Raw genomic sequence first — 12,330 nt, forward strand, 5'->3', positions numbered from 1 at the left:
ATCTTAACTGGACAAAAATACAAACATTAACCCGTAAAACTTCATACCTTAGTAGGAAAAATTATTTATGTAAAAGGTGGGATAACAAATGATACTTGTCACTGGCGGCGCTGGATATATCGGAAGTCACGTTACTAAAGACCTCCTTGATAAGGGGTACCAGGTGGCTGTTCTAGATAATTTATCAACCGGACACATACAGGCAGTGGATAAGCGAGCCCTCTTTTTCTTCGGTGATTTAGGTAATGAAAACAGGTTAGACGAAATTTTTAAAAGCTTGCCAATTAAAGCCGTAATGCATTTTTCAGCTAATTGTTTAGTTGGCGAATCTGTACAAACCCCCTTAAAGTACTATCAAAATAATGTCTGTAATACAATTTGCATCTTAAATAAAATGCTCGAATATAATGTTAAACATTTCGTATTCTCTTCTACCTGTGCGACTTATGGAGTCCCAGATTCTTCCGTAATTTCCGAAAACCATCTTACCTCCCCCATCAACCCTTATGGACACTCAAAAAGAATGATAGAAATAATATTACAAGACCTTTTTAATAGTCATGGCCTAAATTTTGTAAGCTTACGTTATTTTAATGTCGGTGGTGCCCATTTTTCTGGTGAAATAGGAGAAGATCATAAACCAGAGACGCACTTGATTCCTAATGTATTTAGACATCTTCAAGGAAAATCAGATTATATTGATGTTTATGGTGATAATTACAATACCCCAGACGGGACGTGTATAAGAGATTATATCCATGTTTTAGATCTTTCAAGAGCACATATTTTAGCATTGGAATATTTAGTTAAGCAGCAGCACTGTTCAGAGATTTTTAATCTTGGTAATGAACTAGGTCATTCTGTTCTAGATGTAATTAAGACTTGTGAAATGGTTACAGGAAAAAAAGCAACGATACGTTTTTTGGAACGAAGAGCTGGGGACCCCCCAAAGTTAGTAGCCTCGTCTGAGAAAATAAAAAGGCTGCTAGGATGGAAGTCAAAATACGATTTGACTCAAATTATCCTATCTGCTTGGAAATGGCACGAAAAATATCCCGACGGATATGAGAATGACATTCAATAAATACGAGAGTTTATTCCCCATACGCTGTTATGTCATCCCCCCCTTAAGGCTTGGGTGACGAAATTTGAAATTTCCCGGCCATTATCATTTGCCAGACCTGCTGAATAGGTATTGAAGATTCTTGCTACCTTAACTTTCACATCAAAATGAGAATAGTAGAGGTAGCATAAAACTTCTCCTAATCTATTGGCTTCATAGGCATTTTAGAAACTGCATAATTCTTATGGTTTCTTACGAGATTAATAGATGAGCCTGATTTTATTACAAAAACTACAAAGAATATAAAACACACTAACTTTGTATGTAAATCGCCCTGTCCCTTCTAGAGGTTTTGAATATAATGACATGAAAACTTTTTAAGAAAGGAATGGTGAAATGGGGCATTATCATGACAAAAAACACTGTACCGGTTGCAAGAAGGATTGTTTATGTAAGATTTTAAAAAAATTTGAGGGAAACGAGGTAATCATTAATACAAAATCGAGTAATTTGATTACTGGAGAACTACTAAAGGTTACAAAGGACTGCTGCGTTAAAATTCTTGAGCCTGGTGGAATCTCACCTATTGTCGGTAAAGAATTAACAGTCATCCGGTGTAAAGATATTGAACACTTTTCAATTGAATTGTTGGATGGATGAATAGATATCTTGCCAATCTAATTCACACCCATAAGATTAATTCTTTAGAAATAAGGAAGGCAGTGGATCAAATGTCACTGCCTTTCTTTAAAAAAGCCTCCAGGTGATCGTGTAATGGCAGTAAAAACACTTCTTCTTTTTAATAGATCCTCCGTTACATCTGAGTGATGATGTTTAGGCTGCGAGTGTCTTATATACGCATAATTCTCTTTAGATGAAGAGTACATTTTCATCCCCTGTTCGAAGCATTTCTGTTGAAAACCACTATCTTCACCTATATTTACAGCAGGAAAGGGAACCCTTTTTATTACATCTTTTTTAAAAGTAAGTGTGCCTCCACTTAAAAAATAAGAGGATTTGTATTGGTTACTGCCATTATTTACAATCCATAGATTCTCATGTTTGGGGTTGTATAAACGTAATTCATGATTTCTTTTGAAATAAATATAAAAACTGCCTTTCCCAACAACATCTGCCTTTGTTTGGACAAGGGTCTCGTATGTTTCCTTAAGATAAGTTGGACTGTAATAGTCATCATCATCCATTTTTCCAATATATTCAAAAGATGCAGCATGGACCCCTTTATTTAAACATTCTCCCAAGCTTATCTGATCAGGAAATTGCAATAATTCATACTTATTTATGTGATGATCCTCAATATCTTGTTGAACGTTGTTCAAATTTACCGTAGAAGAATTCACAATAAGTATCAGTTCCTTATCCTTTATAGATTGTTTTTTAAAATTAGAGAGAATGTTTTGCAAAAAATCTCCACGATTTGTACAGATAATCACAGAAATCACCGTTTCCCTCCTCTCTTCCAAACAAATTCCTCAAACGTCTTTGTTACAGCAATCGACTTACATTGCTTTTGAAAAATCTCGTCATTCACTTGCCAAGAATGCTGATGATTTTCTTCATATCGAATCAAAACGTAGTCATAAAAGCTGCCAGAATATAAGGTGATTTTTTGGTCAAGACAGTCTTTTTGAAATTGGATATCTTCCCCATGATTTACTGAGCGGAACATAACTTTCCCAAACACTTCTCTTTTAATAACTAATGTACCGCCAGCCAAATAACACTTTTTTCTTTTTATAAAAAACTCAATCATTTTTGGACGATACAACGTTAATAATTGATCTTTCTTAAAATAAACGAAAATGCTAGATTTCCCAACAACACCCGCACCAGTTTTTTCCATAAACCGAATCGAACTCGATAAATAATCTGGAGAATAATAATCGTCATCATCAAATTTGGCCACTACAGGATAACGCGCATGTTTGAAGCCAAAGTTAAGACATTCTCCCAATGTCTTTGATTCATCTAGTTGAAACACGCGGATATTAGGGTTAGTTGGTTTGAACATTTTTATATTATTATTATTTATAACAATAATAAGTTCTTTTCTCTCCAAGTTTTGCCTTGAAAAATTGTCAATGACGTTTTCAAACATATGCCCTCTCTTCGTACTTGTCACAACCGTGACCAAAATTTCACCCCCTCCCTACAACAATTATTTGTTTCTTTTATATTAAGTAAGTAACGAAATTATGTTAGTAACAAAAAATTATAGGCTGGGAATGTAAGAATATTCAGCACAAGTCTGAATAGGAGGGGGTTAGATGCTCACCTGGTTTAAAAGAGAAATGTTTATGATTTACACCAACTACCTGCTCCAACCAACTAATGTTTACTCCTTTTTTAGGTCAAAAAAGTGACTCTAGTTAAAGGTATTCTTTTGTTGGTGATCTTCCGGTTATAATCATAAATTTTTATAGCTAGGTCTAGTATGTTAATTGCTCGTTTAGAAAATATTTCAGAGGTATGGGTAAATGGCAACTCCCAGCACTTATTAAAACAAGAATAAGTTCTTTGAGTTAAACTCAAACTATAGAATTTTAATAAATGAGTTAAAAAGCGTGCGGGTGTAATTACCTAGTCCTAAACTTACTATTAACGTGCCGAAAAACTAATGAAGTAAATTAGTCAAATAATGGAGGTGATTCTTTGAGGATATTTTTGCCACCCCCTAAAATTTATAACTCAATTAGAGAGTGGAGTGCAGAAGTTTCTGAGGATACTTTGCTAGATAAAAATTTAAAAATCATATACCCCCCTTCTACCTTTCTAAAAAAAATTAATCGCCCACCAGCAAGATATCCAAATCGTTTACAGGAAGGGTATGTTGCGATTATCCCAAATGGTCGTGTTTGGGGTTTAAACGGTGCAATTATTACCCAGGACAATAGTCTATTATGGGATGTATCCTTAGAAATGGTAAATCCTCATACAAATCATTCCATTTTCAAAGAAAAAACTCTCCCTATAATATCAGACTACTATAAAAAAGTAGCTGATTTAACCCACGTAGTAGGGGGAAATTATTATCACTGGATGTACGAAGTCATTTCCCGTGTACACTTAATAGAACAGAGTGGCATAGAGGTCAATCGATTTATTGTGAAATCGGAACCTAATGATTTGTCGTTTCAAGCTGAAACGTTGCAGCATATAGGTGTAGAATTGGATAAAATAATAAAAACCGACAATCACTTCCATATACAAGCTGAAAATCTGATTGTGCCCTCACAACCATCGTTCGCAACAAAGTGGGCTTATGATTATTTACGTAAAACGTTTTTGGTGCAAAGCAACAACTTTGATCGGATTCGACTCTATATTAGCCGGAAATGGTACAGAAGAATCTTGAATGAAGATGAATTAATGGATGTGCTTAAAGATTATGGTTTCGTAAAAATGGAACTTGAAAAGGTCTCTGTAGCCGAACAAGTCAGACTCTTTTCAGCCGCTGAAGTCATTATTGCACCGCATGGAGCAGGCTTGACGAATTTAACATTTTGCCAACTAGACACAAAAGTTGTTGAAATATTTCCTCCAACCTATATTACTTCCCTTTATTGGGTTATAAGTTCATTTGGTCACTTACAATATTTCTATTATATTGGGCAATTAGGCGAACCGGATCCCGCTTTTGCAGGTCAGGATTGGTCTGGTTTTGATAACCTTAAAATTGACATCCCTCGGTTTATTCGTCTCCTAAAAAAAGTCATATAATAAATGTATTTGATGTTCACTTTGCTACTAGCACCATACTCACAAATCTAAATGAATCACCCTATTATTATTAATAACGGCGGGATTCTAAGTAATTTAAATATATCAAAGGCCCACTTTAAACAAAGCAAGGAATAAAGGCATTAATGAGATTTTTCAAGGAATAGACGGATATCGAGATTTAGTAGCCTATTTAACTTTGATTAAAATGAGTTCTCCTCTTTCAGTAAACTTCTTTAAAATTTGTATCGAGTTGTAAAAAAGACAACAAAAATATAAATAATCTTCAGAGAATGTGGGTTTTAAAGATACTGAAAATGAATACTTTAACACAGGGTACCACATCATTCTTCTAAGAACTGGCCTCTTGAGATTGCATATATCATCAATATTCTTTTTCTAATTGTTTTACTAATATCTATTGGTATAAAAATTATACACTAAAACTTTTTTAATCTACTGCTGTCTAATACTATAACCCCGCCAATGATTTTGCATACAACAACGGCGTACTCACTATCGTTTCATACATTTCCATATTACCCTCATCTACATCCAGGATCATCGTATGTGCGTGAAATTTATTGGCCTCTAGTACCCATGGTTTTAACTCTTCATCAATAATGACATCGAAACCTAAATCACCATAAACCCCAAAAACAGCCTCCAATTGAAGACAAACCTTTTTACAAATTGAAATGACTTCTTTTTGTTTTTCAATTGCGACGTTGTGTTTCAATTGAAATACTTTTTCAAGGGCCTCTATCCCAATTATAAGTGAATCTGCATCATTTGTAATAATGTGTTTTGGCTTTCCATACCTGGCAATGATTGTCGTGCATTTCCATTCTTTTGTCTCGTCTTTTTGCATGATGACCCTAAAGTCGACTTTCTTGCTTTGGTTTTTTGAGGTAACGGCTTTTTGGATTAGATATTTTTTTCGGGTGAGCATTTGTTCACAAAAATGCTCAATTCCCTCCTTCTTAGCTATTTGTTTTTGCCCGTTTCCGAATATCACTTCATAATGGCTGCGGAGGTTTACGACTTGGAAAATACCGTTCCCGAGCGAGCCTTTAACCGGTTTTAAGTATATCTCATCATGAGTATTTAACATTTCTAATAAGTGATGGGGATCAGTATATTGGCAGGTGGGTAAAATGTAGGGCCTCGTTTCATCTGATTCCATTAGGGCATCGTGAAATTCCCATTTGTTAAACATATACGAGTTGAAAACCTTCCCTTTATATTTTTCGCTCAACTGTTCCTCAAACTCGTTAGGCGGATTTTTTCGTTTATAGATGACATCTGGCAAGGGAAACGTACCACTCACCCAGTTTGGTTCCCCCTGAGAATCTGGCGAATAACAATATCCTTTGACCGTTTGGGTTTTCCAATTAAAATCTGACCAACGTGCTAGATAAGCTAAACCATTGACGCTTTCATATTGTTTAAAGTAAGGCTTCAAGCTTTCCAGCCTTTTAGGCGTTAGTTTCTTGTTTGTTAGAATCATCGCAATGACTGGTCCTATGTGAATTCCGTTATCATCAACCGAGATCTCATAGCTTAAATCAGGCAGTTCAAAAGGAAAATCAATTTGCCTACTCACCCCTATGGACTGATCCTCCAAACCCTCAACCTCTTTTATCTTCACCTTTTTGGACCATTTTCCAATATGGAGCCAATACCAGCCCTTTTTTAATTGATACTCCACAATCTGTTTTCTCGGCAAAAACACAATATCAGGCTGCCCGGTATTTTCAAAATAAAACTTCACGGCTAGCACATCCTCTCTGGTACATTAAATACAGGGGATTTGTTTTCATTATATTCTCCGGTGCAGTCTAATATTGTTGGTCGACTAAAAATCGACCTTCGCCTATCCGCAGCAGTACCTTCTAACAAATCGAGTAGGGGTCGTCATCTCTGACCACCCCTCTCACAGAACCGTTCGTGCGGATCTTCGCATACGGCTCTTCCCACTAATCTCCTTTGGAGAAGACATTAGTTGAGCATATAGATTCGAGACTGACTAATCCTATCAAAAAGGATTCCGCCAAGATTCCGCACTTCCTGAAAATTGTAGAGTTATGGCAAAGGCTATATGGAACCGGATGCTTTTATGATTTGGAAACGTACGCGTTTTATCGAGATTGCCAGGCACACGAGGAGCCGAAAACATTTGTAGTGGAGCTTCTTCGTGGAGATCCAGCGCTCGTTATACTCTGAAAAAATAATGAATGGAAAGTGGCCAGATATGAAGCCTACTACTTAAGCAAAAAATGGAAGGAAGAGCCCTGGCAATCCGCGGACAAGGAGATTTCCCGCCTGTGGTGGTCATTACCGACACCAGGTATAACATTGAGAGCGCATTTGTCCGGTTTATCCAAGTCCAAAACATCGAGCAGCTGCTTAATCTTTACCAGCAGCCAAAACACAGTTAGTAAAGCAATGAATAAAATCATCGAAATTTTCTTAGTGCCTTTTGCCATTTGAAATCTTCCTCCCTGTTAATCTAGTTGAATTTCATTTGTGTAAAAATTAAAAAAAGCACTGAGTAAAATACCGGTGCTTGACTTCAGGAAGGTAGATGATGGACATAAAAATAAATATATCTCCATACAAAATATACACAACCTCGTAGTCAAGCTATTTACGGCAGCTTGGTAGAAACTTTCGGGCCATATCCCCAATATTATACTAGAATAATATTTAATTTTTACTAACACATAGTAACGTCTGAAATTCTTACTGTCAATAAAGCACGAATATTTTTCCGGAATATCAATTTTAATATTCGTCATTTATTTAAATCTAAAGAAATAATGAAGGGTATTACTCCAAATATTAGTTTTCTATAGATACTTTTGAAATATCTGTTAAGGATGTAGACAAACCATATTATATAGGACGTGAAAAAATAGGTTCCTATTAATTACAAAAACTTAGTGGAAGACATCTAAATACTAATTGCCGTTCGTTAGACAACTATGGATTATAAAGGTTTAGGCGGCATTACCTACCAACATGCTGCCGGCAGGAGGAGAGTTTATAACCATCATAGAGGAATTACAAATGTTAAAGCTGCGAGAGAATTCATTCTCCGCAGCTTGATTTTGGTTAAGGAATAAGGGGCTAAACCAGGCTATCCTAGTAATTAATGAAAAATTGCCGGTCCCACTTAAGGAGACCGGCTGAAAAGGAGACTTACACTTCCACAGTCGCTTTTACCCACTGGTTTTCGACTGGAATTCCCGCATCTTTAATGGTCCTAAAGACTGGGCATCGCAAATCAACGGCAGCACGCATTTCATCAATTCTGTCTTGAGATTCCGATGTTTCAACAACTGCTTTAATGATTACTTTTTGGAAATAAGGCTTTACGTCCAAATTACCCATTAACCCGCTAATATCAAGGTCTCCCTCTGCTTCAAATGAAATTCCACGTAGGTCAAAGTCCATTTCCTTGGCGATGATTTGGGCCATGACGTTTTCACAGCCAATCAGTGATGCTAAAAAAGTTGAGAGTGGGTCCATGGCGGAATCTTTCCCGCCCATTGCTACTGGTTCATCAATTGCAATCTTGTGCTTGCCTGCCACTAAATCGGTTCGCATTCCATTTCCGATTCCTTCTACTTTAACCATCATTTGTTGTCCCATTCTATTCACTCCTCACGCTAATCATACGCTCGCCATTTCCCGAAGTTTTTTCGCAGCCTCTGCCATTGCTTTTAGCTTTTCGAATGCTACTTCATCACTATTCATTGGACGCTGTGCAAAGGTCCCAAATCCACAGTCCGGATTTAAAAAGATTTTATCATCTGGCACTATCGCTCTTATCTCTTCTACGCGTGCGACAATATCATCGGCAGATTCAACATCGACAGTTCTAGGATTGATGACTCCAAACCCTAGTGTTTTGCCGCCAATATTTCTAATGGCATCAATTTCACCAGCCCTGGGTGTCGCATATTCAAGTGCCAGCTGGTCAACATTTGCCTTTTCCAAATAAGGAATTAATGGAAAGTACGGACCACGCAACAAAATTTCATCTTGCGTGCTCCAGTTCCCGCGGCATATATGAACGCCAATGGTTGTGCCTCTTCCCAGCATTCCATTAGTAACTTTATTAATCAGCTCTAAAGCAAATGCCAACTCCTCTTCTGCATCCGCTTTGGCCGTTAGCGCTCCGCACATGAACGTTCGGTTTGCATTTTTTTTTGTAAATACAACTTCTGTTAGGACAGGCTCATCAAATTGGACAAACTGCACTCCCGCCGCAATGAGGTCCTCCAGTTCTTCACGCAAGACACTTACAATATCTTTGGACAAATCCTCTTTTGTTGGATACGCATCAGTCGACAACCCTTCAATCCACATTGACCTTGTTAACAAATAGGGACCAGGCAGCGTCACTTTAACCGCCTTGTCTGTATGTTGCTTTAAAAATAAAAAGTCATCTAATGCGAGAGGTTTTTTGCGGCTGATCTTGCCCGTCGCGGCAGGATTGGACATTGAAAAAGCCGGAACATCCAGCGTTCCTAATATTTCTTCAAAACTTGATTTATCCTCTACATAATCCAGCAACTCGGAAACACTTAGCATACGGACATTGTTCAAATGTTCAGCTACAAATGAAATATAATTGTCCCGCCGTTGTTCACCATCAGAAACAATATCAACTCCTGCCTCTTCTTGCCACTTCAGGCATTGAAGGACTGCTTGATTTGCAACCGTCTGAAATTCTTCATCCGTTATTCGCCCTGCACGCTTATCACGCAAGGCTCTCTGAACCTCTTTCGAGCGCGGCCAGCTGCCAATGACTGTTACAGGAAATTTGGGTAAAACCATTTATATTACCTCCTCAATACACAATCTTGAATTGTATATTGATGTTGATTGATTGGGTCAGAGTTTGATAAATCGGAGACCGTTCAAGCGTTGTTTCCCAAAGTCTTTCTAATTCCTCTTCTAGCTTTGGTGATGAAACATAAAAAGTCCCGCTAATCTCCTGAATCGCCGGACTTCCTCCATCCTCTAACTCCAAATGAAAAAGAACATTTCCCAATCCGGCTTTAATGGAAACTTCCAATTGATCAATTTCAATATTTCTTCTAGACGCTTGAGCCTTGAAGCCAACCGCTAAATCTGAAGCAAGTGCCCCGAGCAAATAATCAATTGCGCTGGGTGCATCTACCTTGGGACTAAAATCAGCAGGTTGCCCAGCTTTAAACGTGTGGTTTCTGGAATGGACCTTTGCGGTTAAAGATTTCTCACCTTGAACACGTACATTCCATTTGTACCCTTTTGCAGCCTCGAGATCCGATACTAATTCTTCCTGTTGGGAGCCTTTCCGAATAAAATATCGTGTTGTGTTGTCTCCCTGTTCAGATCCGAGAAATGCATGGTCAACCATCCGGCACCACGCAGGCAGGTCCTCCGCAACCGTCCGCTCCCGGCTGCGGACTTCCAGCACTTCTGCATTTTCTAAGGGATCCATCGCCTTTTTGATGATTAACAATAGACCTGAACCACAATCCAAATCTCCGCCATCGCAAACCGCTTTTGGATTCTCCATAACATCACCTTTTTTCCTTGTTACCTTTTACACTAACGACTGCGGCAACAAAGCCTTTTTTCGTCGCTCCTCATTATCTCCGAACTCTACTAATAAGTTATAGAAGCAGCACCCAAGCTCAAGAATTCAACGACTTTTGCCCCGCCAACAATAGTAGCTCCTTCAAGTAAATCCTCTTCAGTAAAATTACGCTTTTTGAAACATGGACTGCATACCCAAATAACTCCGCCTGCTTCAATAAATTGGTCCATAAGCTGTTTTAATGGAGCAAACCCTTCTTCATGAATATCATCGGCATAGCCCTTTGAACCGAGGTAGGCACCTTCAACATTTAAAAAGACAACCGTTTCTTGCCCTGAAGCAACTGCTGCATTCGCAACAACAAATCCAACCGTGGCTTTATCTGGATTATTTTTTGCATTTGTTAAACTGACTAAGAATTTTTTTGACATGGTAATCCTCCTAAAATTTTCTATTAAAAAGACAGAATCATCCTTTTTTAATGAAATAATGGCTTACATTGCCATCATCATCCCGCTCTAGCAGATGGTGATTTTGCAAGCGGCACCAGGCAGGGATATCCTCCCGAGCACCTGTGTCATAAGAGATAACTTCAATAATTTCGCCGCTGTTCATTTTTCTCATTGTTAAAAACAAATTCATAATTAACTCGCCGCAACCTGTCGGGCCCGCATCATAGGTCACTATTGGTGAATATTGCTTTCCCATTTTTTTCGTTCCCTTCACATTTGCCAATTATAAACCTAGCTTTTTTACACTTTAAGTATAAGCTTAGAATTTTTCTATTTTAAATTCATTTTATCGATAACCTCTATTAAAACTAATCTACTCTATAGATAAATGGGCGTTTTACTCCAAAAAACAAGGCTTTAACATAAAAAAGCAGGCTAATCCTAATTATGACAACTTTTTGATAGACAGTAGGTGACAACTAAAAAACCACTTCCCATTTAAGGAAAGTGGTTTCTAGTAAAAATGCTTCTATTATTGATTTGTGAAAAACAGTTTTAGCCATTTTAAGCGGCTATTACATCATGCCGCCCGTAAGAATTACCAAGACAACAAACAGTTCTAGAATTCGCTAGACTTGTTGCCAAGACGAATACGTGGTTTACATATCTTCAAAGTAAAACCCTATTCAAATTAAGATACTTTTACCCCCTGAGTATAGATAAATGCGGTTTGTTGGTGGGACGCCTTAATTTAGCTACACGGCGCTCGACAGAATCTGCTGAACCAGCAGGCCAGTAAAGTGCGCAGCATGCTTGGCTACGGCATCCAGATTTTCATCGAAACTATCAGCCGTATCACCGCCATGACCGGTAATATCCGATACCACCTTGATGGCTAACACCGGAATACCATATTGGGCAGCAGCTTGCACAATGGCGAGTCCTTCCATATCTGATACCTTAACGGAAGGAAAAGTCGATTTGATCCATTCGACTCGATCTGATTCACTCATGAAGGAATCTAGCGTCAATATTAATCCGAAATCGAGTGAATATGGGAGATCATCTGCTTCGGCAGCAGCTTGTCTTACTACATCCAGCCAGTTATCGTCTAGATCATATTTCGCCGGCATTTGCGGAACCTGGCCATGCTCATAACCAAAGCAAGTAGCATCGACATCGCCATACCTATATTGCGTAGCGACAACGACGTCACCCACCTTTAATCCCTCGGCAAATGCACCCGACGAACCTGCATTGATGATCAAATCCGGTTTATATCGTTCGATAAGCAGCGTAACTGCGACAGCCGCATTGACCTTGCCGATACCACTTTCTACTAGAATCAGAGGCTGGTCACGATAGATTGCTTCTTCAACGATAACCTTGCCTACCTGTGACCTTGCCGTGATTCGTGATTCAATGCGAAAAGGAGCCATTTCCTCCTCCATCGCCGTGATAATTGCAATTCTCATAAT

Annotated in this window: 12 protein-coding genes and 1 riboswitch; of the genes, 2 read left to right on the plus strand and 10 right to left on the minus strand. The window is 38.2% G+C overall.

Annotated elements, in window-relative coordinates; all coding sequences use genetic code 11:
- The first annotated feature begins 88 nt into the window (after window positions 1-88).
- Window positions 89-1,084 (plus strand): UDP-glucose 4-epimerase GalE, encoded by a 996-nt coding sequence (gene galE, locus AM500_RS24250; protein ID WP_053601514.1) that lies wholly within the window; start codon window positions 89-91, stop codon window positions 1,082-1,084.
- A 713-nt stretch (window positions 1,085-1,797) separates the two neighbouring features.
- On the opposite strand, the gene AM500_RS24260 is transcribed toward galE, so the two are convergent.
- Both AM500_RS24260 and AM500_RS24265 read right to left on the minus strand, forming a co-directional pair.
- Window positions 1,798-2,526, minus strand: a complete 729-nt coding sequence (locus tag AM500_RS24260; RefSeq protein WP_053601516.1) for a glycosyltransferase family 2 protein — start codon at window positions 2,524-2,526, stop codon at window positions 1,798-1,800.
- Window positions 2,523-3,218 carry a glycosyltransferase gene (locus tag AM500_RS24265; RefSeq protein WP_053601517.1) on the minus strand — a complete coding sequence of 232 codons (696 nt, stop codon included), beginning with the start codon at window positions 3,216-3,218 and terminating at the stop codon, window positions 2,523-2,525. The genes AM500_RS24260 and AM500_RS24265 overlap by 4 nt, the downstream gene beginning before the upstream one ends.
- Window positions 3,219-3,736: 518 nt before the next feature.
- Here AM500_RS24265 and AM500_RS24270 point away from each other — a divergent pair.
- Window positions 3,737-4,804: a glycosyltransferase family 61 protein gene (locus AM500_RS24270; protein ID WP_053601518.1), complete on the plus strand. Its 1,068-nt coding sequence runs from the start codon at window positions 3,737-3,739 to the stop codon at window positions 4,802-4,804.
- 472 nt (window positions 4,805-5,276) lie between these two features.
- On the opposite strand, the gene AM500_RS24275 is transcribed toward AM500_RS24270, so the two are convergent.
- The 8 genes from AM500_RS24275 to mtnN all read right to left on the minus strand — a co-directional run bounded on the left by AM500_RS24275 (window position 5,277) and on the right by mtnN (window position 12,327).
- Window positions 5,277-6,578, minus strand: a complete 1,302-nt coding sequence (locus tag AM500_RS24275) for a YheC/YheD family endospore coat-associated protein (RefSeq protein ID WP_053601519.1) — start codon at window positions 6,576-6,578, stop codon at window positions 5,277-5,279.
- Between the two features lie 490 nt (window positions 6,579-7,068).
- Window positions 7,069-7,293, minus strand: coding sequence for a hypothetical protein (locus AM500_RS24280; protein ID WP_053601520.1), 225 nt, complete (start codon window positions 7,291-7,293; stop codon window positions 7,069-7,071).
- Between the two features lie 129 nt (window positions 7,294-7,422).
- Window positions 7,423-7,524: riboswitch (purine riboswitch) on the minus strand.
- A 484-nt stretch (window positions 7,525-8,008) separates the two neighbouring features.
- On the minus strand, window positions 8,009-8,461 hold the full coding sequence (locus AM500_RS24285; RefSeq protein ID WP_053601521.1) for an OsmC family protein: 453 nt from the start codon (window positions 8,459-8,461) through the stop codon (window positions 8,009-8,011).
- Window positions 8,462-8,482: 21 nt separating this feature from the next.
- On the minus strand, window positions 8,483-9,652 hold the full coding sequence (locus AM500_RS24290) for a cobalamin-independent methionine synthase II family protein (protein ID WP_053601522.1): 1,170 nt from the start codon (window positions 9,650-9,652) through the stop codon (window positions 8,483-8,485).
- A 13-nt stretch (window positions 9,653-9,665) separates the two neighbouring features.
- Window positions 9,666-10,379, minus strand: a complete 714-nt coding sequence (locus tag AM500_RS24295; protein ID WP_053601523.1) for a sulfurtransferase TusA family protein — start codon at window positions 10,377-10,379, stop codon at window positions 9,666-9,668.
- A gap of 89 nt (window positions 10,380-10,468) precedes the next feature.
- Entirely contained in the window at window positions 10,469-10,831 is a 363-nt protein-coding gene (locus tag AM500_RS24300; RefSeq protein WP_053601524.1) for a DsrE family protein, read from the minus strand.
- A 37-nt stretch (window positions 10,832-10,868) separates the two neighbouring features.
- Complete coding sequence (locus tag AM500_RS24305; RefSeq protein WP_053601525.1) at window positions 10,869-11,108, minus strand: sulfurtransferase TusA family protein; 240 nt, start codon at window positions 11,106-11,108, stop codon at window positions 10,869-10,871.
- Window positions 11,109-11,607: 499 nt separating this feature from the next.
- Window positions 11,608-12,327 carry a 5'-methylthioadenosine/S-adenosylhomocysteine nucleosidase gene (gene mtnN, locus AM500_RS24310; protein WP_053601526.1) on the minus strand — a complete coding sequence of 240 codons (720 nt, stop codon included), beginning with the start codon at window positions 12,325-12,327 and terminating at the stop codon, window positions 11,608-11,610.
- Window positions 12,328-12,330: the final 3 nt, after the last annotated feature.

The sequence above is a fragment of the Bacillus sp. FJAT-18017 genome (assembly GCF_001278805.1).
Taxonomy (GTDB): Bacteria; Bacillota; Bacilli; order Bacillales; family Cytobacillaceae; genus Bacillus_D.